This is a genomic window from Streptomyces sp. NPDC053541, from assembly GCF_044544705.1.
GTDB lineage: Bacteria > Actinomycetota > Actinomycetes > Streptomycetales > Streptomycetaceae > Streptomyces.
This window is the reverse complement of the sequence record NZ_JBITXM010000007.1, coordinates 1-26,598: the sequence shown is the minus strand read 5'-3', so window position 1 is coordinate 26,598 and position 26,598 is coordinate 1. Positions and strand designations below refer to the sequence as shown.

Here is a 26,598-nt window from a genome sequence, read left to right as displayed (position 1 = left end):
GGGACCGGGCCGGGGCCGGGGTCAGCCGCCGAGGGCCCGCACGCCCGCCGTGACGACGACGGCCGCGCCGACGACCACCAGGAAGGGGGCGCGCAGCAGGAGCGCGAGGGCCGCGGCGGCGAGGCCGGCGGCGCGGGCGTCCACCGTCAGGGCGCCCTGGCTGCTGAAGGTCTGCTGGGCGGTGAGCGCGGCCAGCAGGGCGACCGGCACGAGCGCGGCGAGCCGGCGCACCAGCGGACGCTCCAGGGTGTCGGCGGGCACCAGCAGGCCGAGCAGCTTGACCAGGTAGCAGCCGCCCGCGGTGAGCGCGACGGCGATCCAGACGTTCATCGCGCGTCCTCCTGCTCCTGCTCCTGCCGCGAGCCGCCGGGCTTCTCGGGCCCGGCGGGTTCCTCGTCCCGCTTCGACCGGCCGCTGAGGAAGAGCACGGCGGGCGCTGCGAGGGCGGCCGCGAGGACCGGCACGCCGGCGGGGAGGACCGGGAGCAGTCCGAGGCCGAGGAGCACGGCGAGGGCGGCGGTGGCCCGCTCGGTGGTGCCCTTCAGCATCGGCGCGAGCAGCGCGAGGAAGACGGCGGGACCGGCCGCGTCAAGGCCCCAGGCGTCGGTGTCGCCGATGGCCTCGGCGCCGAGCGCGCCGAGCAGCGTGGTGACGTTCCACAGCACGTAGAGGGTGAGTCCGGTCACGGTGAAGCCGATCCGCGCGGTGCGGCGGTCGGGCTGGGCGAGGGCTACGGCCGTGGTCTCGTCGATGACCCAGTGCGCGGCGAACGGGCGCACGGAGCGGCGCAGCGCGAGCAGCTGGGACAGGCGCAGCCCGTAGAAGGCGTTGCGGGTGCCGAGGAAGAAGGCCCCGGCGGCGGCCGTGAACGGGTTGCCGCCCGCGGCGAGCGCCCCCACCAGCGCGAACTGCGAGGCGCCGGTGAAGACCAGCAGGCTGAGCGCGCAGGTCTGGAGCAGGCCGAGTCCGGCGCCGGCCGCGGTCACGCCGAAGGCGAAGCCGGAGAGCCCGACCGCGATGCCGACTCCGAGCGCGTCCCGGACGACGGCGGCGTCGCTCTTGCCGCCGGCCCCGGGCGCGGCCCGGTGGCCGCCGGTCACCGGGGTGGTGGGGGTTGCTGTCTGTTCTGCCACGTCGGCGACGCTACGGTCCGGGGCGGGGCCCGGTCTTGTACGTTCTTGCGGCACGCGCGCGGGGAGCCGCGCCGGGGCCCCGGGGCCGGCGGGAGGCGTCAGCGCAGGCCGCGGGCCCGCTGGTAGGCGCCCGGGGGCACCCCGACGCTGCGGGTGAAGTGCCGGTTGAGGTGCGGCTGGTCGGTGAAGCCGACGGCCACGGCGGCCTCGGCCGGCGGGGTGCCCGCGTCCAGGAGGCGGCGGGCGCGGCGGACCCGGGCGTCGGTGAGCCAGGTGTGCGGAGGCATCCCGTACGCGGCGCGGAAGGCCCGCAGCAGCGCGAAGGGGCTGGTGCCGAGTTCGGCGGCGAGCCGTTCCAGGGTGGGCGGGTCGGCCATCCGCTCCTCCAGGACGGCACGCGCGCGTGCGGCGTCCCGGGCGCCGGCGGCGAGCGGTGCCAGCGGGGTGACCCGGCCGCCGTGGCTGCGCAGCATGCGGGCGGTGACCAGCCGCAGCAGGCTGTCGGCGGCCAGCGCGTTGCCCTCCTCGGCGGCCCGGTGGACGCCCACGACGAGCCGGGCGGCGTACGGGTCGTCCACGACGGGCTGGGTGAAGCCGGCCTCGCCGCGCAGCGCGAGGGTGTCGGCGGCGATGGTCCGGATCAGCTCGGGGTCGGGGTAGATCGTCCGGTAGGTCCAGCCCTCGGGCACGCCCGCGTGCCCGGTGTGCGGGGTGTCTGGGTTGACCAGGGCGATCTGTCCGGGTCCCGCGTGCACGAGGTCGCTGCCGTAGTGGAAGGCCTCGACGCCCTCGGTGATGGCGGCGAAGACGAAGCTCTCGTGGGTGTGCCGGGAGAAGGTCTTGCGGACGTAGTGGGCGTGCAGCAGGTCGACGCCGGGCAGCTCGACCGGCCGCCAGTAGCGCGCCCGTTCCCGGCGCCCGGCGGCCGTGCCGCGGGTCTCGCCGGGCGCACCGCTGCGATCGCCGTCGGCGACGGCGTGGCCGCGGGGGCCTCCGGCGGCGCGGCGGCCGCTCGGCGCACCGGGCGCACCGGGCGCACCGGGCGCGTCGGAAGTACTCATGTCCTCCATTCTGCGCCCCTCCCCCGGGCCCGCCACCAGCGGGTTTTCCCAGGTCCGGGCCGTTGTCGGTGGCGGGGTGCACGATGGGGGGCATGGTCACGTCCGCACTCGACTCGTTCTCGCCGGCGACCCGGAGCTGGTTCACCGGGGCCTTCCACGCGCCCACCGCCGCGCAGGAGGGCGCCTGGCGGGCCATCGGCGCGGGCTCGGACGTGCTCGTCGTGGCGCCGACCGGTTCGGGCAAGACGCTGGCCGCGTTCCTGGCCTCGCTGGACCGGCTGGCGGCGGTGCCGCCGCCCGCCGACGCGAAGAAGCGCTGCCGGGTGCTGTACGTGTCGCCGCTGAAGGCGCTGGCCGTGGACGTGGAGCGCAACCTGCGCTCGCCGCTGACCGGTATCCGCCAGGAGGCGGTGCGGCTGGGGCTGCCCGAGCCGGACGTCCGGGTGGGCATCCGTTCCGGCGACACCCCGGCCGCGGAGCGCCGGGCGCTCGCGACCCGCCCGCCGGACATCCTCATCACCACGCCCGAGTCGCTGTTCCTGATGCTGACCTCGGCCACGCGGGACGCCCTCGCGGGCGTGGAGACGGTGATCCTGGACGAGGTGCACGCGGTGGCCGGCACCAAGCGCGGCGCGCACCTGGCGCTCTCCCTGGAGCGGCTGGACGCGCTGCTGCCCCGCCCGGCCCGCCGGATCGGCCTGTCGGCGACGGTGCGGCCGGTGGAGGAGGTGGCCCGCTATCTGTCGCCGCAGCGGAAGGTGGAGATCGTCCAGCCGCCGTCCGGCAAGGAGTTCGACCTGTCGGTGGTCGTGCCCGTGGAGGACATGGGCGAGCTGGGCGGCTCCCCCGCCTCGGAGGGCACCGACGGCGGCGACAAGCCGTCGATCTGGCCGCATGTGGAGGAGCGGATCGCGGACCTGGTGCAGGCGCACCGCTCGACCATCGTCTTCGCCAACTCGCGCCGCCTCGCGGAGCGCCTGTGCAACCGCCTGAACGAGATCGCGTACGAGCGGGCGACCGGCGAGCCCCTGCCCGACGGGAAGCCGCCCGCGGAGATCATGGCCCAGTCGGGCGCGGCGCAGGGCGCGCCGCCGCTGCTCGCCCGGGCGCACCACGGCTCGGTCTCCAAGGAGCAGCGCGCCCAGGTGGAGGAGGACCTGAAGGCGGGCCGGCTGCCGGCGGTGGTGGCCACCTCCAGCCTGGAGCTGGGCATCGACATGGGCGCGGTCGACCTGGTCGTGCAGGTCGAGTCGCCGCCCTCGGTCGCCTCCGGGCTCCAGCGGGTGGGCCGCGCGGGGCACCAGGTGGGCGCGGTGTCGACGGGCGTGGTCTTCCCCAAGTACCGGGGCGACCTGGTGCAGTCGGCGGTGGTCACCGAGCGGATGCGGTCCGGCTCCATCGAGTCGCTGCGGATCCCGGCGAATCCGCTGGACGTGCTGGCCCAACAGCTGGTGGCCATGGTGGCGCTGGACTCCTGGCAGGTGGACGACCTGCTCGCCACGGTGCGCCGGGCGGCGCCGTTCGCGGCGCTGCCGGAGTCGGCGTTCACGGCGGTCCTGGACATGCTGGCCGGGCGCTATCCCTCGGACGCCTTCGCCGAGCTGCGCCCGCGCGTGGTGTGGGACCGGGTCGCGGGCACGGTCACCGGCCGGCCGGGCGCGCAGCGGCTCGCGGTGACCTCGGGCGGCACGATCCCGGACCGGGGCCTGTTCGGGGTGTTCCTGGCGGGCGCCGACCCGAAGAAGGGCGGCGGCCGGGTCGGCGAGCTCGACGAGGAGATGGTGTACGAGTCGCGGGTCGGCGACGTGTTCACGCTGGGCACCACGTCCTGGCGGATCGAGGACATCACCCGCGACCGGGTCCTGGTGTCGCCCGCGCCGGGCGTGCCGGGCCGGCTGCCGTTCTGGAAGGGCGACCAGCTGGGCCGCCCGCTCGAACTGGGCCGGGCGCTCGGCGCGTTCCTGCGCGAGGTGGGGGCCCTCGCGCCGGACGACGCCCGGCTGCGGCTGCTGGCCGCCGGGCTGGACGCCTGGGCGGCGGAGAACGTGATCGCGTATCTCGCGGAGCAGCGTGAGGCCTGCGGGCACGTGCCGGACGACCGGACGATCCTGGTGGAGCGCTTCCGGGACGAGCTGGGCGACTGGCGGGTGGTGGTGCACTCCCCGTTCGGCGCGCAGGTGCACGCCCCGTGGGCGCTGGCGCTCGGCGCCCGGCTCGCCGAGCGGTACGGCATGGACGCGCAGGTGATGCACGCCGACGACGGCATCGTGCTGCGGCTGCCGGACGCCGATCTGATGGGCCTGGACCTGCTCGACGCCGAGCCGGTGGACCCGGGCCGGTTCGCCGACACCGTCTTCGACGCCGACCAGGCTCCGGTGGGCGCCGCCGACGTGGCCTTCGACCAGGGCGAGATCGAGCAGATCGTCACCGACCAGGTCGGCGGCTCGGCGCTGTTCGCCTCCCGCTTCCGGGAGTGCGCGGCCCGCGCCCTGCTGCTGCCCAAGCGCAACCCGGGCAAGCGCACCCCGCTGTGGCAGCAGCGCCAGCGCGCGGCCCAACTGCTCCAGGTGGCGAGCGAGTTCGGCTCCTTCCCGATCGTCCTGGAGGCGGTCCGCGAGTGCCTCCAGGACGTCTTCGACGTGCCGGGTCTGCGCGAGCTGATGGGCGACATCGAGGCCCGCCGGGTGCGCCTGGTGGAGGTGACCACGCCGGAGCCCTCGCCGTTCGCCCGCTCGCTGCTCTTCGGCTATGTCGCCCAGTTCCTGTACGAGGGCGACTCGCCGCTCGCCGAGCGCCGGGCGGCCGCGCTGTCCCTGGACTCCCGGCTGCTCGCGGAGCTGCTCGGGCAGGCCGAGCTGCGCGAGCTGCTGGACGCCGAGGTCCTCACCGAGCTGGAGCGGGAGCTCCAGTGGCTGACCGAGGACCGGCGGATCAAGGACGTGGAGGGCGTCGCGGACGCGCTGCGCGTGCTGGGCCCGCTCACCTCGGCCGAGCTGGCCGAGCGGGGCGCCGAACCGGGCTGGGCTGAGGAGCTGTCCCGGGCCCGGCGGGCGATCCGGGTGCGGATCGCGGGCGCCGAGCACTGGGCGGCGATCGAGGACGCGGGCCGGCTGCGGGACGCGCTGGGCACGGCGCTGCCGGTGGGCGTGCCGGAGGCGTTCACCGAGCCGGTGAAGGACCCGCTGGGCGATCTGCTCGCCCGGCACGCCCGCACCCGCGGCCCCTTCACCTCCTCGTCGGCCGCCGCCCGCTTCGGTCTGGGCCCGGCGGTCACCGAGGGCGCGCTGCAGCGGCTGGCCGCCGCCGGGCGGGTGGTCCAGGGCGAGTTCCACCCTTCGGGCATCGGCCAGGAGTGGTGCGACGCGGCCGTGCTGCGCCGGCTGCGCCGCCGCTCGCTCGCGGCCCTGCGGCACGAGCTGGAGCCGGTGCCCCCGGCCGCGCTCGCCACCTTCCTGCCCCAGTGGCAGCACCTGGGCGGCAACAGCCTGCGCGGCATCGACGGCCTGGCCCGGGCGATCGAGCAGCTCCAGGGCGCCCCGGTGCCGGCCTCGGCCCTGGAGAAGCTGATCCTGCCGTCTCGGGTGCGGGACTACTCCCCCGCGCTGCTCGACGAGCTGACCACGACCGGCGAGGTGCTGTGGGCTGGCGCCGGTTCCCTGCCCGGCAAGGACGGCTGGGTCTCGCTCTATCTCGCGGACGCGGCGCCGCTGCTCCTGCCGCCGCCGCACCCGCTGGAGCTCACCGGGCTCCACGAGTCCGTCCTGGGCGTCCTCGCCGGCGGCTACGGCCTGTTCTTCCGCCAGATCGCCGACCAGGTGCGGGCCACCACCCACGCGGACGCCACCGACCCGCAACTGGCCGACGTCCTGTGGGACCTGGCCTGGTCCGGTCGGCTCACCAACGACACCCTGGCCCCGCTGCGCTCCCTGCTCGGCTCGGGCCGCACCGCCGGCTCCACGGCGCACCGCGCCCGCCGCACCGTCCCGCGCGGGCGGTACGGGACGCTGAGCGCCGCCGCCCGCCCGGCCTCCCGCACCGGCCCGCCGACCGTCAGCGGCCGCTGGTCGCTGCTGCCCCCGCCGGAGCCGGAGCCCACCCACCGGGCGCACGCCCTGGCCCGCACCCTGCTCGACCGGCACGGCGTGGTCACCCGGGGCGCGGTGGCCGCCGAGGGCGTGGAGGGCGGCTTCTCCGCTACGTACCGGATCCTGTCGGCCTTCGAGGACAGCGGTCAGGCCCGCCGCGGCTATGTGGTCGAGGGTCTGGGCGCGGCCCAGTTCGCCATGGACGGGGCGGTGGACCGGCTGCGGGCCGCCGCGAACGCCCGGGACCGGGGCGCCGAGGAGGGCGCCGGCCCGAAGGCGGTGGTCCTCGCGGCGGCCGACCCGGCGAACGCGTACGGGGCGGCGCTGTCCTGGCCGGAGCCGCCCACCGGCGCCGGCCACAAGCCGGGCCGCAAGGCGGGCGCGATGGTGGTCCTGGTCGACGGCGAGCTGACGCTCTACATGGAGCGCGGCGGCAAGACGCTGCTGTCCTGGCCCGCCGAGCCGGACTCCCCCGCGCTCCGGGCCGCAGCGGAGGCCCTGGCGGCCGCGGCCGCCGCGGGCTCGCTGGGCACGGTGACGGTGGAGCGGATCAACGGAGCGACCGCGCTCACCTCCCCGCTCGCCCGCGCCCTGGAGGCGGCCGGCTTCCACGCCACCCCGCGCGGGCTGCGGCTGCGCGCCTGAGGAGCGGACCCGGTGGGCCGGGCCGGGCGCGCGGCATGATGGGGGCATGCCCGAAGGAGACACCGTCTGGTACACGGCCCGCCGGCTCGACGAGGCGCTCGCCGACCGCGTGCTGACCCGCTCCGACCTGCGGGTGCCCCGGTTCGCGACCGCCGACCTCACCGGCCGCCGGGTGCTCGACGTCACCCCCCGGGGCAAGCACCTGCTGACCCGGGTCGAGGGCGGGCTGACCCTGCACTCGCACCTGCGGATGGACGGCGCCTGGCGGGTGCTGCCCACCGGGGAGCGCCCGCGCGGCGGCCCGGCCCACCAGATCCGGGCGATCCTGGGCAACGCCGAGTTCACCGCGTACGGCTACCGGCTGCCGGTCCTGGAGCTGATCCGCACGGCGGAGGAGCCGAATGCGGTCGGGCACCTCGGCCCGGATCTGCTCGGCCCGGACTGGGATCCGGCGGAGGCGGTCCGCCGGCTGTCCGCCGATCCGGCCCGCACGCTCGGCGAGGCCCTGCTCGACCAGCGCAATCTGGCGGGAATCGGCAACGTCTACAAGTCGGAGCTGGCCTTCCTGGCCGGGGTCACCCCGTGGCTGCCGGTCGGCGAGCTGTCCGAGGGCGTGCCGGAGCGACTGGTGGCGACGGCGCACCGGCTCCTGGAGGCGAACAAGGACCGGCCGGGCATGCGCACGACCACGAGCCGCCGGGGCGGCGAGCGCCTGTACGTGTACGGCCGGGAGGGCCGGCCCTGTCCGCGCTGCGGCCGTCCGGTGCGCCGGGCGGAGCTGGGCGAGCGGGTCACGTACTGGTGCCCGGGCTGCCAGAAGGGCCCGCGGCAGGATCCGCACAGCCCTTGACGGCACCTCACTAATTGACGGTTCGTCAGATCCGGTCGTACGGTCCGGACATGACCCTCACCGTCCGCACCGCGTACGACCTGTCCGGCCGCTCCGCGTTCGTCACCGGCGCGGCGAGCGGCATCGGCCGCGCCACCGCCCTGCTCCTGGCCGAGGCCGGCGCGCGCGTGCACTGCGCGGACCGCGACGAGCCCGGCCTGAAGGAGACCGCGGCGCTGATCGCCCGGCGGGGCGGCACCGCGCACCTCCATCCGCTGGACGTCGCCGACCGGGCCGCGCTGGCCTCCGCCGTGGCGGCCGCGGGCCCGCTGCACGTGATGGCCGCGGTCGCCGGGATCATGCACACCAGCAGCGTCCTGGAGACCCGCGAGGAGGACCTGGACCGGGTCCTCTCGGTGAACTTCAAGGGCGTGCTGTACGCCTGCCAGGAGGCCGCCCGCTCGATGATCGGGCACCGGATACCGGGCTCGATCGTCACGATGGCCTCCGGCGCCATGGACACCGCGAGCCCGGGGCTGCTCTGCTACAGCGTCGCCAAGGCCGCCGTGGTGCAGCTGACCAAGACCCTGGCGGCCGAGGTGGGACCGTACGGCGTCCGGGTGAACGCGGTCGCGCCGGGCTGGGTCCGCACCCCGATGACGGACCGCCACGAGCCGGCCGCCCAGGAGCAGGCCGAGGCGGCGATGGTCCGGGTGTCCCCGCTGGGCCGGGTGGGCGAGCCGGCCGACGTCGCCCACGCGGTGCTCCATCTGGCCTGCGACGCCTCGTCGTTCACGACGGGGCAGATCCTCCGCCCCAACGGCGGCGTCGCGATGCCCTGGTGAGCCGCGCCCGCGCGCCCTCACCGCGCCGTGACGAGGCGGCCACGTGCACCGGCAACAGGCTCAGCCCCCAGCCGCCCGCGGCCACCGCCCCCTCGACCGTGCCCGTCTCCCCCGGCACCAGCAGCAGGCGCGCCACCGCCCACCACCAGAGCCCTCCGGCCACCAGTCCGGCCGCGACCAGCATGAGCGTCACCAGCGGAACCCGTCGCCGTACCATGGCCGCCTCCTCCGGTCGACGCTAGTCCCGCAGGATCACCCGGCGGGAGGGCGCACAGGAGGACGACCCGGCGCACGGCTGGCTCATGCGCATGGGTCAGGCGCTCTCCGCCTGGAACATCCACGCGTGCTTCTCGAGGTCGGCGGTCAGGCCGATGAGGATGTCCTGGCTCACCGGGTCGGGCTCCCCGGTCTCGTCGATCCGCCCGCGCATCCGCGCGGCGACCGCGCCGAGCGCGTCCACCAGGATCCGTACCGCATCCTCGTCCTTGATCCAGCCCTCGGGGACCGTCCCGATGGCGCTGCCGGAGGCGACGCTCGCGGCGCGCCCGTCCGGGTTCACCCCGATCGCCGCGGCGCGCTCGGCGACGGTGTCCGAGTGCGTCCGGGCGGTGGTCACGACCTCGTCGAGCTGGAGGTGGACCGAGCGGAAGCGCGGACCGACCACGTTCCAGTGGACCTGCTTGGCCACCAGGGACAGGTCGATCAGGTCGACGAGCGCCCCCTGCAGGGCCTGGCCGACGGTCTTCAGATCGGCCTCGGACAGCGGGCTCTTCACGACGGACATGCGGGATCTCCCAACAGTTCGGACGTTCTCCCCCACGATGCACGCCTCTCCGGAATCCGGCATCCCAAACGGAATCCACCGCAACGGGCCGAACAGGCGAAAGGGCCCCGACCGCCCGAAAAAGGAAAGGCCCCGGCGGACACCCCGAAGGGGGTGCCGACCGGGGCCTCGCCCCACAGCTCAGGCGGCGACGACGTCGACCGCTTCGGCGGGCGCCTTGATGGTCACCCGCTCGGTGGGCACACCGGCCACCGACGTCACCGACACCGAATTGAGCATCGGTCGCACCGGCGCCGGCACCGGTTCGCTCGCCGCTGCCGACTCGGCCAGTTCGGCCAGCGACAGCTCGTCGCTCACTTCACGCATGAGCTCGGACATCCGTACGTCCAGCGCGTCGCAGATCGCGGAGAGCAGCTCGGAGGAAGCCTCCTTCTGCCCCCGCTCCACCTCGGAGAGATAGCCGAGTGAGACTCGGGCGGACGAGGAGACTTCGCGCAGAGTACGGCCCTGGCGCTGGCGCTGCCGACGCAGCACGTCACCCAGCAGGCGACGGAGCAGAATCATCGGTGGCTCCCTCCTCGGACCGCGTAGCCGCATCCTTCACGCCCCACCGTACCGCCTCGCGCCGCGGCCGTGCGGGGAGCGATGTCGTGTTCACTCATGGCTGCAAACATCAATCTCCCCCGTTCTGTTCCGTATCCTGTGCCCGCGCATTTTCCGAGTGTTCGTCGGCGAGCAGTTCACCCAGCAATTCGAGCACGCTCCGTACACTCTCTCTACGGATTTCCGCTCGGTCGCCGTTCAACCGCAGCGCGGCCACCCGGCCCGCTCCCGCGGGCCCGTTCCCGGGCCCGGCGACGGCCACGTAGACCGTGCCGACCGGCTGTCCGTCCTGCGGATCGGGTCCCGCGACCCCGGTCGTCGCGATGCCCCAGTCGGCGCCGAGCCGGGCCCGTACACCCGCCGCCATCTGCAGCGCGACCTCCGGATCGACCGCCCCGCGGTCCGCCAGGAGGGTGCCGTCCACCCCGAGGAGCTGCTCCTTCAGGGGCGTCGCATAGGCCGTCACGGAGCCGCGGAAGGACTTCGAGGCCCCGGGGACCCCGGTGAGCTCCGCGGCCACCAGACCGCCCGTGAGGGACTCCGCCACGGCCAGCGTGTGACCACGCAGCGCGAGCAGGTCGAGCACCCGGGCGGCGCCGCTCATCGCGTCTCGGCTCCCGCGCCGGCCGCCGTGCCCGCCGCGGCGGCCCTCGCGGCCCGCTCCTCGGCGAGCCCCCTGCGGCGCAGGACCACCGCCTGGCGCACGTAGTCCAGACCGGTGACGACCGTCAGCACGACGGCCACCGCCATCACCCACCAGCGCAGGGTGGCGAGTGGACCGACCAGCGCGAGCACGTACATGCCGACCGCCGTGCCCTGCGCGAGGGTCTTCATCTTGCCGCCGCGGCTGGCCGGGATCACCCCGTGCCGGATCACCCAGAAGCGCATCAGGGTGATGCCGAGCTCGCGGGCGAGGATCACCACCGTCACCCACCACGGCAGGTCGCCCAGCGAGGACAGGCAGATCAGGCCGGCCGCCATGATCGCCTTGTCGGCGATCGGGTCGGCGATCTTCCCGAAGTCGGTGACCAGGTTGTACGTGCGCGCCAGGTGCCCGTCGAAGACGTCGGTGATCATGGCCACCGCGAACGCCGCCCAGGCCCAGGCCCGCCACACCGGGTCGTGCCCGCCGTCCTGGAGCAGCAGCACCACGAAGCCGGGCACGAGCACCAGGCGGACCATGGTCAGGATGTTCGCGATGTTCCAGAGACTGGCCTGGTTGACGGCCGCAGCCCCCAGCTTGCCGCGGGGCGCCGGCCTGCTACCGGTCCCGCCCGTCGCGGATGCCGGGACTCCGGTCATCTGCCCGCCTCCTCGATCAGACACTCGGCCACCAGGTCGACGCCCTCGGCGGCGACGACCTCGGCCCTGACCATACGTCCCGGGGCCAGGTCGGCGTCCTCGGTCGAGTCCACGGTGAGGATCACCTGGCCGTCCGTCTCGGGCGCCTGGTGCGCCGCCCGGCCGATCCAGCCCTCCTCCTCGTCGAAGGACTCCACCAGTACTTCCAGGGTCTCTCCGATCCGCTCCTCCGCGCGCTGGGCGGTGAGCTCCTCGGCGAGCCGGGACAGGTGGGCGAGCCGCTCGTCGACGACCTCCTGGTCGAGCTTGTGCTCGTAGGTCGCGGCCTCGGTGCCGTCCTCGTCGGAGTAGCCGAAGACGCCGATGGCGTCGAGCCGGGCGTGCGTGACGAAGCGTTCCAGCTCCTTGAAGTCCGCCTCGGTCTCGCCGGGGAAGCCGACGATGAAGTTGGACCGGGCACCGGCGGTCGGCGCCTTGGAGCGGATGGTGTCGAGCAGTTCCAGGAAGCGGTCGGTGTCGCCGAAGCGGCGCATCGCCCGCAGCACGTCCGGCGCGCTGTGCTGGAAGGACAGGTCGAAGTACGGGGCGACCTTCTCGGTCGAGGTCAGCACGTCGATCAGGCCGGGGCGCATCTCGGCGGGCTGGAGGTAGCTGACCCGGACCCGCTCGATGCCGTCCACGGCCGCGAGCTCGGGCAGCAGGCTCTCCAGGAGGCGGATGTCGCCGAGGTCCTTGCCGTAGGAGGTGTTGTTCTCGGAGACCAGCATGATCTCCTTCACGCCCTGCTCGGCGAGCCAGCGGGTCTCGTTCAGCACGTCCGAGGGGCGGCGCGAGACGAAGGAGCCGCGGAAGGACGGGATGGCGCAGAAGGAGCAGCGCCGGTCGCAGCCGGAGGCCAGCTTCACGGAGGCGACCGGGCTGGTGTCCAGGCGGCGGCGCAGCGGGGCGCGCGGCCCGGAGGCGGGGGCCAGGCCCTCGGGGAGGTCGGCCGGCACGTTCTCGGGGGCCTCGGCGGGCGCGGGCGCCGCCGGGGCGCCGTCGCCGTGTCCGGGCAGGGCCACGGAGGCGGCGGCCTCCTGGCGCTCGACCGGGGAGAGCGGCAGCAGCTTGCGGCGGTCGCGCGGCGCGTGCGCCTCGACGCTGCCGCCGCTGAGGATGGTCTGGAGACGGCTGGAGATGTCCGCGTAGTCGTCGAAGCCGAGCACGCCGTCGGCCTCGGGCAGCGCGTCGGCGAGCTCCTTGCCGTAGCGCTCGGCCATGCAGCCGACGGCGACGACGGCCTGGGTGCGGCCGTGGTCCTTCAGATCGTTGGCTTCGAGCAGGGCGTCGACGGAGTCCTTCTTGGCGGCCTCGACGAAGCCGCAGGTGTTGACGACGGCGACGTCCGCGTCCTCGGCGTTCTCGACGAGCTCCCAGCCGTCCGCTGCCAAGCGGCCTGCGAGCTCCTCCGAGTCCACCTCGTTACGGGCGCAGCCAAGAGTGACAAGGGCGACGGTACGGCGTTCGGGCATGGGCTCAAGACTACTTCGTCCCGGCCGTACCTCCGTCGCGCAGGGTTCACCTGCGCGACGGCCGTCACTCACGGTGGCGGAGGTCAGCCCGCCTGCGGGTCGCCCTTGGTGTACGACAGGCGCTCGACCTGGCCGGACTCGAAGGTGTCGTCGATCTTCTTGCCGTTGACGTAGAGCTCGATCGGGCCGGCGTTGCCGAGGATGAGGTCGATCCGCTCGTCGTCCTGGAAGGTCTTCGACTCGCCCTCGAGGAGCAGCCCGTCGAAGAGCAGCTTGCCGTCGTGGGCCTTGGCGGAGATCCAGCTCTTGTCGTCGGTCGCGGTCAGCTTGACGGTGACCTTGTCCAGCGGGGCCGCGGCGATGGCGGACTCGGAGGGCACGGGCTTGGGGGTGGGCTTGACCGGCTTGGGCTTGGCCGGGGCCGTGGTGGTGGCCGCGGGGGCCGGGCCCTCCGCCGCCGCGCCCGCCTGGCCGGCGCCGTCGTTCCCGTTGAACATCGTGAAGCCGACGAAGCCGACCACGGCGACGATCGCCGCGACCATGGCGGCGGTCCAGTTGGGACGGCGCGGCTCGGGGCGGATCCGTTCCGCCTCGAACAGCGGGGCGGCCGGGGTGGGCGACGGGCGGCCGCCGTGCTCGGCCTCGTACTGCGCGATCAGCGGGGCCGGATCGAGCCCGACGGCGCGGGCGAGCGTGCGGATGTGACCGCGGGCGTAGACGTCGCCGCCACAGCGCGAGAAGTCGTCCTCCTCGATCGCGTGCACGATCGGGACGCGCACGCGGGTGGAGGCGCTGACCTCCTCGACGGTGAGACCGGCGGCGACACGGGCGTGCTGCAGGGCACGACCGATCGAATCCCGGTCATCTGCCGGGAAGTTCCGGTCGTCCTCGGGGGATTCGGGGGAGTTGCCGATGGACACGAGAGCGCCTTTCGAGCGTGTAGCCACCTGCTGGACGTTCAGTCTATGGGTGGTACGAAAGGGTGGGGCAACCGGGCGGGCGTCGTTTGTACGCCATGAGGCTGGGACAGGGTCCTGTCCCTCCCTCCAACTTGACGTACGCCCAAGGGAAACGGTTGCCCACTTTCCCTTACGAGTGAGTCTCGGCCCGGTCTCGTTCCGGCAGCCCCCGCGGGGCGGGGCAGGGGCGTGGGCCTAGGCCCCGCCCCGGATGAGGTCGAGGACCCCGTCCAGCTCGTCCGGTTTGACGAGCACGTCGCGGGCCTTGGAGCCCTCGCTCGGTCCGACGATGTTGCGCGACTCCATCAGGTCCATGAGCCGGCCGGCCTTGGCGAAGCCGACCCGCAGCTTGCGCTGGAGCATCGAGGTGGAGCCGAACTGGGTGGAGACGACCAGCTCCGCCGCCTGGCACAGCAGGTCGAGGTCGTCGCCGATCTCCTCGTCGATCTCCTTCTTCTGCTTGCCGCCGACCGTGACGTCGTCCCGGAAGACCGGCGCCATCTGGTCCTTGCAGTGCTGGACGACGGCGGCGACCTCGTGTTCGGTGACGAAGGCGCCCTGCATGCGGACGGGCTTGTTGGCGCCCATCGGCAGGAAGAGGCCGTCGCCCTTGCCGATGAGCTTCTCGGCGCCGGGCTGGTCGAGGATGACCCGGCTGTCGGCGAGCGAGGAGGTGGCGAAGGCGAGCCGGGAGGGCACGTTCGCCTTGATCAGGCCGGTGACGACGTCCACCGAGGGCCGCTGGGTGGCGAGCACCAGGTGGATGCCGGCCGCGCGGGCCAGCTGGGTGATGCGCACGATCGCATCCTCGACGTCCCGCGGCGCGACCATCATCAGGTCGGCGAGCTCGTCGACGATGACCAGCAGGTACGGGTAGGGCTGGAGCTCGCGCTCGCTGCCCGGCGGCGGCTGGACCTTGCCGTCCCGGATGGCCTGGTTGAAGTCGTCGATGTGCCGGAAGCCGAAGGCGGCCAGGTCGTCGTAGCGCAGGTCCATCTCGCGCACCACCCACTGCAGGGCCTCGGCGGCCTTCTTGGGGTTGGTGATGATCGGGGTGATCAGGTGCGGGATGCCCTCGTAGGCGGTGAGCTCGACCCGCTTGGGGTCGACCAGGACCATCCGGACGTCCTCGGGGGTCGCTCTTATCATCACCGAGGTGATGAGGCAGTTGATGCAGGACGACTTTCCGGAACCGGTCGCGCCGGCCACCAGGATGTGCGGCATCTTCGCCAGGTTGGCCATCACGTAGCCGCCCTCGACGTCCTTGCCCAGCGCCACCAGCATCGGGTGGTCGTCCTCGGCGGCCTCGGCGAGGCGCAGCACGTCGCCGAGGTTGACCATCTCGCGGTCGGTGTTCGGGATCTCGATGCCGACCGCGGACTTGCCGGGGATCGGCGAGATGATCCGCACGTCGGGGCTGGCCACGGCGTAGGCGATGTTCTTGGTGAGCGCGGTGATCTTCTCGACCTTGACGGCCGGGCCGAGCTCGACCTCGTAGCGGGTGACCGTCGGACCGCGGGTGAAGCCGGTGACGGCGGCGTCGACCTTGAACTCGGCGAAGACGTTGGTGAGCGACTCGACGATGGCGTCGTTGGCGGCGCTGCGCGTCTTGCCGGGTCCGCCCCGCTCCAGCAGGTCCATGGAGGGCAGCGCGTACGTGATGTCGCCGGCGAGCTGGAGCTGCTCGGCCCGGGGCGGCAGGTCGGTCGGCTCGGGGGCCGGCTTCGTCAGGTCGGGCACCGTGCCGCCGCCGGAGCGGTCGCGGGCGGCGCCGCGCGCGGTGGGCACGGGCACGGCGGGCCCCGCGTCGGCCCCGGCCTGTGCCGCCTCCGCCCGTTCGGCGGCCGAGGCGGCCACGGCGGCGGCCCGCTCGGCGGTGACGTCCCGGGTGAGGTCGGCGACCAGCGGGGAGGGCGGCATGCCGTTGAGGACGGCGCCGTCGAGCGCGGCGGCCGCGGCGGCGGCCACGTCGACCGGGTCGAGCCCGCCGGTGTCGAAGGCCGACGCGGGCGGGGTGGTGCGGCCCCGCCGGCCGCGCCGCTCCAGGGCCGCGGCCTCGGCCCGGTCGGGGTCGTAGTCCTGCGCGCCGGGGGCACGCCGGCGTGCGGGCCGGGGCGTGCGGGGCGCGTCGTCGCGCCACTCGTCGTCGTAGCCCTCCCCCGCGCCCGCCTCCTCGGGCCCGTACTCCGGCTCGACCAGGCCCAGCCTGGCGCCGAGGGCGCGCAGCCGCTGCGGGATCGCGTTGACCGGGGTGGCGGTGACCACGAGCAGCCCGAAGACGGTGAGCAGCACCAGCAGCGGCACCGCCAGGACCTCGCCCATCATGAAGACCAGCGGCTTGGAGGCGGCCCAGCCGATGAGCCCGCCGGCGTCCTGCATGGCCTCGGTGCCGTCGCCGCGGCCCGGTGAGCCGCAGGCGATGTGCACCTGGCCGAGCACGCCGATGACCAGGGCGGACAGGCCGATGACGATCCGGCCGTTGGCCTCCGGCTTCTCCGGGTAGAGGATCAGCCGGACGCCGATCGCGCCGAGCAGCAGCGGGACGAGCAGGTCGAGCCGGCCGAAGGAACCGGTGACCAGCATCTCGACCAGGTCGCCGACCGGCCCGCGCAGGTTCGACCAGGTGCCGGCGGCGACGATCAGGGCGACGCCGAGCAGCAGCAGCGCGAGACCGTCCTTGCGGTGGGCCGGGTCGAGGCCCTTGGCGCCCCGCCCTATCCCCCGGAACATCGCGCCCACGGCGTGCGCGAGCCCCAGCCAGAGCCCGCGCACCAGCCGGTACACGCCCCCGGTCGGGGACGGTGCCGGGCGGGCTGCGGTCTTCTTGGCCGCGGTCTTGCGCGCGGGCGCGCGCTTGGCGGGCGCGGCCTTGCGGGCCGGCGCCTTCTTCGCGGGGGGCTTGGCGGGCGACTTGGCGGCGACCGCCTTCTTCGCGGCACCGCTCGTACGGCCGGCGGCCCGTGGTTTCGCGGTGCCCGCCGTGCCCTGGGAACCCTTGCCGGACGTACGTGAGGCCATGGTGCCGAGGTTACCTGCGCAACCCACCGGGGAAACAGCGCTGTCGGCGCTCACCCGTTCGTGTCGCTCCTGCCGGGGCGGGAAACTGACGCCCGCTCACGGCGGGCGCCGCTCCGATGACCGTACGTCAGTTCTGCGCGGGCAGGGTGGGCGCGCCGCCCGTGCCGGGCTCCAGCGCGTCCAGGGCGCGGCGCAGTCCGGTCAGCTTGCGCTCCAGGTGCGCGGCGGTGGCGACGGCCGCGGCGTCGGCGGAGTCGTCGTCGAGCTGCTTGGACAGCGCCTCGGCCTGCTCCTCGACGGCGGCGAGCCGGGCGGAGAGCTCGGCGAGCAGCCCCGGGGACTCCTTGGGCTGACCGGCACCGCCCTCCAGCTGGAGGCGGAGCAGCGCGGCCTGCTCGCGGAGCTGGCAGTTCTTCATGTACAGCTCGACGAAGACGGAGACCTTGGCGCGCAGCACCCACGGGTCGAACGGCTTGGAGATGTAGTCGACCGCGCCCGCCGCGTACCCCCGGAAGGTGTGGTGGGGGCCGTGGTTGATGGCGGTGAGGAAGATGATCGGGATGTCCCGCGTCCGCTCGCGCCGCTTGATGTGCGCCGCCGTCTCGAATCCGTCCATGCCGGGCATCTGGACGTCCAGCAGGATGACCGCGAAGTCGTCGGTCAGCAGCGCCTTGAGCGCTTCCTCCCCGGACGATGCCCGCACCAGTGTCTGATCGAGCGCGGAGAGAATGGCCTCCAGCGCCAGCAGATTCTCCGGCCGGTCATCGACCAGGAGGATCTTGGCCTTCTGCACCATGCCCCGTCCTCCTCGTCCCGGCACTGGCTCGCTCCGGCTCTGCGTGCCGGGGGAAGCACCGGGCGCCGCCCCAGAAGACGACTCCCATGCGCCGTCCGTCCTTGTGCCGGTCATCGTAGCCGCACCCCGCCCGTCACCACACCCTGTCACCGCATTGTCACGGAGCACACAATCCCTGCCCCTTCGTCGAACGCGGTGGGAGACCAGAAGGTTCCCCGTGCGGACGGCTCTCACACTCCCGTGGCGAGGGCGAGCCGCGGGCCGCTCCCCCGGCGGCGGCCCGGGCGGGCCGCCGCCGGGAGCCCTCAGCGTCCCTCGCCTCGCATCCACTGCTCCATCACCGACAGCAGGTAGTCCGGGTCGACCGGCTTGGTCACGTAGTCCGAGGCCCCGGACTCGATGGCCTTCTCCCGGTCGCCCTTCATCGCCTTGGCGGTCAGCGCGATGATCGGCAGCCCGGCGAACTGCGGCATCCGCCGGATCGCGGTGGTCGTCGCGTACCCGTCCATCTCCGGCATCATGATGTCCATCAGGACCACCGAGACGTCCTCGTGCTGCTCCAGGACCTCGATGCCCTCGCGCCCGTTCTCCGCGTACAGCACCGCGAGCCCGTGCTGCTCCAGGACGCTGGTCAGCGCGAACACGTTGCGGATGTCGTCGTCGACGATCAGCACCTTCTCACCCGCGAAGGTGTACGTCGGGCGCGGCTCCGCCGCCGGCCTCTCGTCCGCCGCCTCCGACTGCTCGCCCCTGCCCGGCTGGCCGGGTAGCTGCGGCGCCTGCTCCGCCGACTTGCGGCGGTGCCTGAACAGCGCCCCCGCGCCCGAGCGGGCCTCGGTGTGCACGGGTGCGGGCGCGAAGTGGACGAGGCCCTCGCCGATCTCGTCGGCGGCCCCGAACCGGTCCTCCGGGTCCTGCTGGTCCGTGCCGGCCGCGGCCGGCGGCGCGACCGGGCTGAGCGGCAGGTAGAGCGTGAAGGTGGAGCCGCGGCCCGGCTCGCTCGCCGCGTAGATCTCACCGCCGAGCAGCCGCGCGATCTCCCGGCTGATGGACAGGCCGAGGCCCGTGCCGCCGTACTTCCGGCTGGTCGTGCCGTCGGCCTGCTTGAACGCCTCGAAGATCACCCGCATCTTCCCGGCGGCGATGCCGATGCCGGTGTCCGTCACCGAGAAGGCGATCATCTCGGCCTCCGGGTCGCGCAGCGTCCCGGCCTCCAGGAGCTGCTCCCGGATCGACTGCGGCACGTCCGCCCCGGCCGGCCGGATCACCAGCTCCACGGCGCCGGAGTCGGTGAACTTCACCGCGTTCGACAGCAGGTTGCGCAGCACCTGGAGCAGCCGCTGCTCGTCGGTGTGCAGCGTCGCGGGCAGCTCCGGGGACACCCGTACGGAGAAGTCCAGGCCCTTCTCCGCCGTGAGCGGCCGGAAGGTGGCCTCCACGTAGTCGACGAGCTGCACCAGCGCGATCCGGGTCGGCGAGACGTCCATCTTGCCCGCCTCGACCTTCGACAGGTCGAGGATGTCGTTGATCAGCTGGAGCAGGTCGGAACCGGCCCCGTGGATGGTCTCGGCGAACTCGACCTGCTTGGGCGTCAGGTTCATGTCCGCGTTGTCGGCGAGCAGCTTGGCCAGGATCAGCAGCGAGTTGAGCGGGGTGCGCAGCTCGTGCGACATGTTCGCCAGGAACTCCGACTTGTAGCGCATGGAGACCGCGAGCTGTTCGGCGCGCTCCTCCAGGACCTGCCGGGCCTCCTCGATCTCGGTGTTCTTCACCTCGATGTCCCGGTTCTGCCGGGCCAGGAGTTCGGCCTTGTCCTCCAGCTCCGCGTTGGAGTTCTGCAGCTCCTTCTGCCGGTGCTCCAGCTCCGCCGACCGCTCCCGCAGCTGCTCGGTGAGCTCCTGCGACTGCTGGAGCAGCACCTCGGTACGGGTGTTGACGCTGATGGTGTTGACGGTGGTCGCGATCAGCTCGGCGATCTGGTTGAGGAAGTCCCGCTGGATCTGCGTGAACGGCTGGAAGGAGGCCAGCTCGATCACGCCGAGCACCCGGCCCTCGAACAGCACGGGCAGCACGATCACATGGGCCGGGGCGGCCTCGCCCAGACCGGACGCGATCTTCAGATAGCCCGGCGGCACGTTGACCTGGATGGTCCGCTTCTCCTCGGCGGCCGTCCCGATGAGCGTCTCGCCCGGCCGGAAGGAGGTCGGCATGGACCCGGCCGAGTAGCCGTAACTCCCGCGCATCCGCAGCTCGTACGCGCCCTCGCCCTCCCCGACCGGCTCGGCGTCGTTGTGCGCGGAACCGGTCGGCATCGCCACGAAGAAGGCGCCGTGCTGCGCCGACACCACCGGCGTCAGCTCGCTCATGATGAGCGAGGCCACGTCGTCCAGGTCCCGCCGGCCCTGCATCAGACCGGAGATGCGGGCCAGGTTGCCCTTCAGCCAGTCCTGCTCGTCGTTGGCGAGGGTGGTGTCGCGGAGGTTCGCGATCATCGTGTTGATGTTGTCCTGGAGCGCCTGGATCTCACCGGCCGCGTCCACGCCGTCGATCTTGACGTTGAGGTCGCCGCGGGTCACCGCGGTGGCGACGGCCGCGATGGCGCGCACCTGCCGGGTCAGGTTCCCGGCCATCTCATTCACCGACTCCGTCAGGTCCCACCAGGTGCCCTCGACGTCCCGGACCCGGGCCTGACCGCCGAGCCGGCCCTCGGTGCCCACCTCGCGGGCCACCCGGGTGACCTCCTCGGCGAAGTTCGACAGCTGGTCGACCATCGTGTTGATGGTGCTCTTCAGCTCCTGGATCTCGCCGCGCGCGTCGATGTCGATCTTCTTGGTGAGGTCGCCCTTGGCGATGGCGGTGGTGACGGCCGCGATCTGCCGCACCTGGCCGGTGAGGTTGTCGGCCATCGAGTTCACCGACTCGGTGAGGTCCTTCCAGGTGCCCGAGACGCCCGGCACCCGCGCCTGGCCGCCCAGTTCGCCCTCGGTGCCCACCTCGCGGGCCACCCGGGTCACCTCGTCGGCGAACGAGGACAGCGTCGTCACCATCGTGTTCACGGTGTCGGCGAGCTCGGCGACCTCGCCGCGCGCCTCGACCGTGACCTTCTTCGTCAGATCGCCGTTGGCGACCGCCGCCGACACCCGGGAGATGTTCCGCACCTGACTCGTCAGGTTGTTGGCCATCAGGTTGACGTTGTCGCTGAGGTCCTTCCAGATGCCGGTGACCCCGCGCACCCGGGCCTGGCCGCCGAGGATGCCCTCGGTGCCCACCTCGCGGGCCACCCGCGTCACCTCGTCGGCGAAGTTCGACAGCTGGTCCACCATCGTGTTGACGGTGGTCACCAGCTCCAGGATCTCGCCCTTGGCGTCGACCGTGATCTTCTTCGACAGGTCGCCGCGCGCCACGGCCGTGGTGACCTCGGCGATGTTCCGGACCTGGAAGGTCAGGTTGTTCGCCATCATGTTCACCGACTGGGTGAGGTCCTTCCAGGTGCCGGAGACCCCCTGCACCTCGGCCTGACCGCCCAGGATGCCGTCGGTGCCCACCTCGCGGGCCACCCTCGTCACCTGCTCCGCGAACGCCGACAGCTGGTCCACCATCGTGTTGAGGGTGTTCTTCAGCTCCAGGATCTCGCCGCGCGCGTCCACGTCGATCTTCTGCGACAGGTCACCGCGGGCCACCGCCGTGGCGACCTGCGCGATGTTGCGCACCTGCGCCGTCAGGTTCCCGGCCATGCCGTTCACCGAGTCCGTCAGGTCCCGCCACACACCGGCGACGCCCGGCACCACGGCCTGACCGCCGAGCCGCCCGTCGGTGCCCACCTCGCGGGCCACCCTCGTCACCTGGTCCGCGAACGCGGACAGCTGGTCGACCATCGTGTTGATGGTGTTCTTCAGCTCCAGGATCTCGCCGCGCGCGTCGACGTCGATCTTCTGCGACAGGTCGCCCCGCGCCACCGCCGTCGTCACCTGCGCGATCTGCCGCACCTGCGAGGTCAGGTTGCCGGCCATGAAGTTCACCGAGTCGGTGAGCTCCCGCCAGCGCCCGGACACGCCGTCCACCCGGGCCTGACCGCCCAGCCTGCCCTCCGTGCCCACGTCCCGCGCCATCCGCGTCACCTGGTCGGCGAACGAGGACAGCTGCGACACCATCGTGTTGACGGTGTTCTTCAGCTCCAGCATCTCGCCGGCCACGTCCACCGTGACCTTCTGCGACAGGTCACCGTTCGCGACCGCCGTCGTCACCTGCGCGATGTCGCGCACCTGACCGGTCAGGTTGCGGAAGGCGGTGTTCACCGAGTCCGTGAGGTCCTTCCAGGTGCCGGCCGCGCCCTGCACCTGCGCCTGACCGCCCAGCCGGCCCTCGACGCCGACCTCCCGGGCCACCCGGGTCACCTCGGAACCGAAGGCCGAGAGCTGGTCCACCATCGTGTTGACGGTGTTCTTCAGCTCCAGCATCTCGCCGGCCACGTCCACCGTGACCTTCTGCGACAGGTCACCGTTCGCCACGGCCGTCGTCACCTGCGCGATGTCCCGCACCTGCGTGGTGATGTTCCGGAAGACCGTGTTGACCGAGTCCGTGAGGTCCTTCCACGTCCCCGCCGCGCCCGGCACCTGCGCCTGACCGCCCAGCAGACCCTGCGCGCCGACCTCGCCCGAGACGCGCGTCACCTCGTCGGCGAAGGTCCGCAGCGTCTCCGTCATCTGGTTGATGGTGTCCGCGAGCTGCGCGATCTCACCGCGCGCCGACACCCGTACCTTCTGCGACAGGTCGCCGTTCGCGACCGCCGTCGTGACCTCCGCGATGCCCCTCACCTGATTGGTGAGATTGCCCGCCATCGTGTTGACGGAGTCCGTGAGGTCCTTCCACACACCGGCGACGCCGGCCACCTCGGCCTGACCGCCCAGCTCTCCCTCGGTGCCCACCTCACGGGCCACCCGGGTCACCTCGGACGAGAACGAGGACAGCTGGTCCACCATCGTGTTGACGGTGTTCTTCAGCTCCAGCATCTCGCCGGCCACGTTCGCCGTGACCTTCTGCGACAGATCGCCGTTGGCCACCGCCGTCGTCACCAGGGCGATGTCCCGCACCTGCGCCGTCAGCTGGTTCGCCATCGTGTTGACCGAGTCCGTGAGGTCCTTCCACGAACCCGACATGCCGCGCACCTGCGCCTGGCCGCCCAGCTTGCCCTCGGTGCCTACCTCCAGGGCCACCCGGGTCACCTCGTCGGCGAACACCGACAGCTGGTCCACCAGGTTGTTCACCGTACGCGCGACCTTCAGGAACTCCCCGCGCAACGGCCGCGTCGTCCCGTCGCCGCCCTCCGAGCGCAGCTCCATCCGCTGCCCGAGGTCACCCTCGGCCACCGCGGACAGCACCCGCCCCACCTCGGACACCGGCCGCGCCAGCTCGTCGACCAGGGCGTTCGCCGCCTCGATCGTCGCCGCCCAGGAACCCTCCGCCGCACCGGCCTCCAGCCGCTCCGACAGCTTGCCCTCGCGGCCCACCACCCGGCGCACCCGCGCGAACTCCCCCGCCAGGTGCGACTGCCGGTCCGCGACCTCGTTGAAGACGGCGGAGATCTCCGCCATCACCCCGTCGCCCGAGACCGTCAGCCGCTTGCGGAAGTTGCCGTCCCGCATCGACACCAGGGCGGCGAGCAGCCGCTGCAACGCGGCCGCGTCCACCTGCACCGTGGCCCCGCCCCGGGACCGGCCGCCGCCCTTCGGCCGCGAACCGCCACCGCGCCGCGTCGTCGTGCCAGACTCCACCGTGTCCCTCCCGAAGGGGTCGACCGTCGCTCGGTCTCTCGCTACCAGCCTGCCCAGATACAACCTGCCCAGTGTTTCACCGGCTTCCAACCAGGCCATAACAGTTCGGCACCTTCGCACAACGTCCCCACGTCCGGGGGACGGATCCGCGCGACCGGCATCCGCTGGGACAGCGAAGGTAAGTAACCTGGCATCCGGCTGTCCAACCCGCCCCGGTCCGCCCGGCGGGGGCGGGACGGCGCGAGAGAGCAGCACCGGGCAGCGGGAGGGGCAGACCGACCATGGCGGAGCCGGGCGTCGAGACGCGTACGAGGAGTTCAGTGATCACCGCGCGGGCGGCTGCCAGTTTCGAACCCGTCGGGCGGTCCGTCGCGACCGCCCGCGCCTTCGTACGCGACACCCTGCAGGGCTGGGGACACGGCGAGATCGTCGACGACGCCGTCGTCCTCACCAGCGAACTCGTCACCAACGCCGTCATCCACGCCGGCACCGCCGCCGACGTCCTGTGCCTGCGCGGCGACGACGGCGTCCGCATCGAGGTCGCCGACCGCTACCCCGAGCGCGAGATCCCCCTCCAGCAGACCCGCACCCCCGCCGGCCCCGACCGCGAGAACGGCCGGGGCCTGCTGCTGTGCGCCGCCCTGGCCACCCGCTGGGGCGTCGACTACAGCCCCACCCGCAAACACGTCTGGTTCCACCTCGCCCTCCCGGAACGCCCCGTCGGCACCCGTTCCGCCGGCCCCGTCCTGCCCGACCCGCTGCTCCCCGTCGCCGACAGCCGGGTCCGCGTCGCCGTCGTCCAGATCGACGGCACCGGCGCCATCACCTCCTGGAACGAGGACGCCGAGGAACTCTTCGGATACGGCTCCGAGCAGGTCACCGGCAAACCCCTCGGCGACCTCGCCGCCTGGCCCCACACCCCCGGCATCGGCACCGGCCTCGCCGAGGCCCTCCGCCTCTCCCGCTGGGAGGGCAGCTACGGCATCCGCTGCGCCGACGGCCGCGTCATCCCCGTCTACGCCTCCCACCTGCGGGTCCGCGACTCCGAGGGCGAGCCCTCCACCGTCTGCCTGCTGGTCCGCGAGCACGAGCGCGCCGTCCTGCAGACCCCGCAGCGCCCCACCGCCACCGAGACCGGCGCCGAGAACCGCGGCCCCGCCGCCGACCCCTTCGAGGTCTTCATCGGCTCCCCCGCCCCCGACGACCTCGACGGCCTCCTCCAGCGCACCGTGGAACGCGCCCGCGACATGCTCGACGGCGACGCCGCCTTCCTGCTCCTCGCCACCGACGACGAGACCGAACTGGAGGTACGGGCCACCACGGGCCTGCCCTCCGCCCGCCAGCGCTTCGCCCGCGTCCCCGTCGAGACCGGCGCCAGCCGCTACGGCTCCGCCCGCATGCCCGCCGTCCACGAGGACCTGGCCGCCGTCCCCGGCGCCGTACCGCTCCTCGAAGGCACCGGCATGCGCTCGGTCGTCACCGTCCCCCTCAAGGTGGAGGGCCGCCTCACCGGCTCCCTCGGCGTCGCCGCCGAGACCGCCAACCGCTACTCGAACGAGGAGGCCCTGCGCCTCCAGTTCGCCGCCGACCGGATCGCGCTCGCCGTCGAGTCCGCCCGCCTCGGCGAGCTCGAACGCCTCCGCCGCGGCTCCCTCAGCTTCCTCGTCGAGGCCTCCGACCTGCTGGCCGGCACCCTCGACCGCGACCAGACCCTGGCCCTCATGGCCCAGATGACGGTCCCCACCCTGGCCACCTGGTGCGCCGTCTACACGATCGCCGACCAGGCCTCCGACCCGTACCTCTCCTACGTCCTGCACGAGGACGAGGACCTGATCGACGGCCTGAAGGAACTGCTCGTCTCGATCTCCCCGCCCGACCCGGTGCCCACCCCCGGCGCCCGTGTCTGGACCGCGCCCGGCGAGGCCGCGCACCGGGCCGCGCTCAGCGCCTCCATGCGCGAACTCGGCGGCCCCGGAAGCCCCGTGTCCTCGGGCATCAACACCGCCCTCGCGACCGCGACCGCCGTCGGCGGCGAGACCGTCGTCCTCCCCCTCGTCGCCCGCAACCGCGTGATCGGCATGCTCACCCTGGGCAAGCCCACCGACGACCACTTCCGCCAGGAGATCCTGGAGCTCGCCGAGGACCTCTCCCGCCGAGCGGCCCTCGCCTTGGACAACGCCCGGCTCTACTCCGAGCGCATGGCCATCAGCCGCTCCCTCCAGCGCAGCCTGCTGCCGCCGGGCCTCCCCGACATCCCGGGCGTCGAGGTCGACGTCATCTACCGCGCGGCCGGCGAGGGCAACGAGGTCGGCGGAGACTTCTACGACCTCTTCCCGATCCGCGACGGCTCCTACGGCTTCGCCATCGGCGACGTGTGCGGCACGGGCCCCGAGGCCGCCGCGGTCACCGGCCTGGCCCGGCACGCCCTGCGCCTGCTCGCCCGCGAGGGCTTCGGCGGCCCGGCGGTCCTGGAGCGCCTGAACGCGGCCATCCTCGACGAGGGCGCCCGCAGCCGCTTCCTCACCCTGCTGTACGGCGAGCTGCGCCCGCAGGAGGACGGCTCGGCGGTCCTGAAGGTCGTCTGCGCCGGCCACCCGCTGCCGCTGCGGCTCAGCCAGGACGGCACGGTCCGCCCGGCCGCCGACCCGCAGCCGCTGCTCGGGGTCATGGACGACCTGGAGCTGTACGAGCAGACGGTCACCCTCGACCCGGGCGACGTCCTGCTGTGCGTCACGGACGGCGTGACCGAACGCCGCGAGGGCACACGGATGTTGGGCGACGACGGACTCACCGAGGTGCTCAGGACGTGTACGGGCCTGACGGCCGGCGCGATCACCTCGCGGGTGCTGCGGGCGGTCGAGCGCTTCGCCCAGGAGCCCGCCTCCGACGACATGGCCATCCTGGCCCTGCGCATCCCGGAGCCGCACCAGCAGTAGCGGTAGCAGGAGCAGGAGCGTGTGAGCCGGCCCCGGAAGGGGCCGGCTCTTCTTCTTCCCTCGTCCTGTCCGCTGGTCGTCCTTCCTGCGGGCCGTGAGGCCCTGAAACGCAAAAAGACCCCCGCCTGATGGCGGGGGCCTTTTCTCTGAGCCCTTTAACGGAATCGAACCGTTGACCTTCTCCTTACCATGGAGACGCTCTACCGACTGAGCTAAAAGGGCGGGTTGTTCGGCGGCGTCCTACTCTCCCACAGGGTCCCCCCTGCAGTACCATCGGCGCTGAAAGGCTTAGCTTCCGGGTTCGGAATGTAACCGGGCGT

The 26,598-nt window shown here is 73.2% G+C and carries 17 protein-coding genes, 1 tRNA gene and 1 rRNA gene; 4 read left to right on the top strand and 15 right to left on the bottom strand.

Annotated features, from left to right (window positions below; all coding sequences use genetic code 11):
* Positions 1-21: 21 nt before the first annotated feature.
* The 3 genes from ACIGW2_RS18845 to ACIGW2_RS18835 form a co-directional block, all read right to left on the bottom strand.
* Positions 22-330 carry an AzlD domain-containing protein gene (locus ACIGW2_RS18845; RefSeq protein ID WP_391653660.1) on the bottom strand — a complete coding sequence of 103 codons (309 nt, stop codon included), beginning with the start codon at positions 328-330 and terminating at the stop codon, positions 22-24.
* Positions 327-1,133 (bottom strand): AzlC family ABC transporter permease, encoded by an 807-nt coding sequence (locus ACIGW2_RS18840; RefSeq protein ID WP_391653661.1) that lies wholly within the window; start codon positions 1,131-1,133, stop codon positions 327-329. The genes ACIGW2_RS18845 and ACIGW2_RS18840 overlap by 4 nt, the downstream gene beginning before the upstream one ends.
* A gap of 98 nt (positions 1,134-1,231) precedes the next feature.
* Positions 1,232-2,194: an AraC family transcriptional regulator gene (locus ACIGW2_RS18835; RefSeq protein WP_399844532.1), complete on the bottom strand. Its 963-nt coding sequence runs from the start codon at positions 2,192-2,194 to the stop codon at positions 1,232-1,234.
* A gap of 92 nt (positions 2,195-2,286) precedes the next feature.
* On the opposite strand from ACIGW2_RS18835, the gene ACIGW2_RS18830 reads away from it, so the two are divergent.
* Genes ACIGW2_RS18830 through ACIGW2_RS18820 form a run of 3 tightly spaced genes read left to right on the top strand, consistent with a single transcriptional unit; the run spans position 2,287 to position 8,598 of the window.
* A complete protein-coding gene (locus ACIGW2_RS18830; protein ID WP_399844530.1) occupies positions 2,287-6,924 on the top strand; it encodes an ATP-dependent helicase in 4,638 nt (1,545 codons plus the stop codon).
* A gap of 46 nt (positions 6,925-6,970) precedes the next feature.
* Positions 6,971-7,774, top strand: coding sequence for an Fpg/Nei family DNA glycosylase (locus tag ACIGW2_RS18825; RefSeq protein ID WP_399844528.1), 804 nt, complete (start codon positions 6,971-6,973; stop codon positions 7,772-7,774).
* Positions 7,775-7,824: 50 nt separating this feature from the next.
* Positions 7,825-8,598 carry an SDR family NAD(P)-dependent oxidoreductase gene (locus ACIGW2_RS18820; RefSeq protein WP_399844526.1) on the top strand — a complete coding sequence of 258 codons (774 nt, stop codon included), beginning with the start codon at positions 7,825-7,827 and terminating at the stop codon, positions 8,596-8,598.
* On the opposite strand, the gene ACIGW2_RS18815 is transcribed toward ACIGW2_RS18820, so the two are convergent.
* The 10 genes from ACIGW2_RS18815 to ACIGW2_RS18770 all read right to left on the bottom strand — a co-directional run bounded on the left by ACIGW2_RS18815 (position 8,546) and on the right by ACIGW2_RS18770 (position 23,342).
* Entirely contained in the window at positions 8,546-8,815 is a 270-nt protein-coding gene (locus tag ACIGW2_RS18815; RefSeq protein WP_361589926.1) for a hypothetical protein, read from the bottom strand. The genes ACIGW2_RS18820 and ACIGW2_RS18815 overlap by 53 nt on opposite strands.
* A 96-nt stretch (positions 8,816-8,911) precedes the next feature.
* The gene (locus ACIGW2_RS18810; RefSeq protein WP_391653667.1) at positions 8,912-9,382 is read right to left on the bottom strand and encodes a Dps family protein; all 471 of its coding nucleotides are present in this window, start codon (positions 9,380-9,382) and stop codon (positions 8,912-8,914) included.
* A gap of 180 nt (positions 9,383-9,562) precedes the next feature.
* Complete coding sequence (locus ACIGW2_RS18805) at positions 9,563-9,946, bottom strand: helix-turn-helix domain-containing protein (protein ID WP_019889909.1); 384 nt, start codon at positions 9,944-9,946, stop codon at positions 9,563-9,565.
* 109 nt (positions 9,947-10,055) lie between these two features.
* On the bottom strand, positions 10,056-10,589 hold the full coding sequence (locus tag ACIGW2_RS18800) for a CinA family protein (RefSeq protein WP_391653668.1): 534 nt from the start codon (positions 10,587-10,589) through the stop codon (positions 10,056-10,058).
* On the bottom strand, positions 10,586-11,287 hold the full coding sequence (gene pgsA / locus ACIGW2_RS18795; protein WP_391653669.1) for a CDP-diacylglycerol--glycerol-3-phosphate 3-phosphatidyltransferase: 702 nt from the start codon (positions 11,285-11,287) through the stop codon (positions 10,586-10,588). Before pgsA ends, ACIGW2_RS18800 begins: the two co-directional genes overlap by 4 nt.
* Complete coding sequence (rimO, locus tag ACIGW2_RS18790; RefSeq protein WP_391653670.1) at positions 11,284-12,798, bottom strand: 30S ribosomal protein S12 methylthiotransferase RimO; 1,515 nt, start codon at positions 12,796-12,798, stop codon at positions 11,284-11,286. Before rimO ends, pgsA begins: the two co-directional genes overlap by 4 nt.
* An 83-nt stretch (positions 12,799-12,881) precedes the next feature.
* A complete protein-coding gene (locus ACIGW2_RS18785; RefSeq protein ID WP_356069014.1) occupies positions 12,882-13,718 on the bottom strand; it encodes a helix-turn-helix domain-containing protein in 837 nt (278 codons plus the stop codon).
* 234 nt (positions 13,719-13,952) lie between these two features.
* Complete coding sequence (locus ACIGW2_RS18780; protein WP_399844525.1) at positions 13,953-16,775, bottom strand: DNA translocase FtsK; 2,823 nt, start codon at positions 16,773-16,775, stop codon at positions 13,953-13,955.
* A 127-nt stretch (positions 16,776-16,902) separates the two neighbouring features.
* Positions 16,903-17,571, bottom strand: coding sequence for a response regulator (locus ACIGW2_RS18775; RefSeq protein WP_356069008.1), 669 nt, complete (start codon positions 17,569-17,571; stop codon positions 16,903-16,905).
* Positions 17,572-17,876: 305 nt separating this feature from the next.
* Positions 17,877-23,342 (bottom strand): HAMP domain-containing protein, encoded by a 5,466-nt coding sequence (locus ACIGW2_RS18770; RefSeq protein WP_399844522.1) that lies wholly within the window; start codon positions 23,340-23,342, stop codon positions 17,877-17,879.
* Between the two features lie 281 nt (positions 23,343-23,623).
* On the opposite strand from ACIGW2_RS18770, the gene ACIGW2_RS18765 reads away from it, so the two are divergent.
* Complete coding sequence (locus ACIGW2_RS18765; protein ID WP_399844521.1) at positions 23,624-26,278, top strand: SpoIIE family protein phosphatase; 2,655 nt, start codon at positions 23,624-23,626, stop codon at positions 26,276-26,278.
* Between the two features lie 149 nt (positions 26,279-26,427).
* Here the strand turns inward: ACIGW2_RS18765 and ACIGW2_RS18760 are convergent.
* Together ACIGW2_RS18760 and rrf are read right to left on the bottom strand one after the other, a co-directional pair.
* Positions 26,428-26,500, bottom strand: a tRNA-Thr gene (locus ACIGW2_RS18760).
* 5 nt (positions 26,501-26,505) lie between these two features.
* A 5S ribosomal RNA gene (rrf, locus tag ACIGW2_RS18755) occupies positions 26,506-26,598 on the bottom strand; the annotation flags it as partial.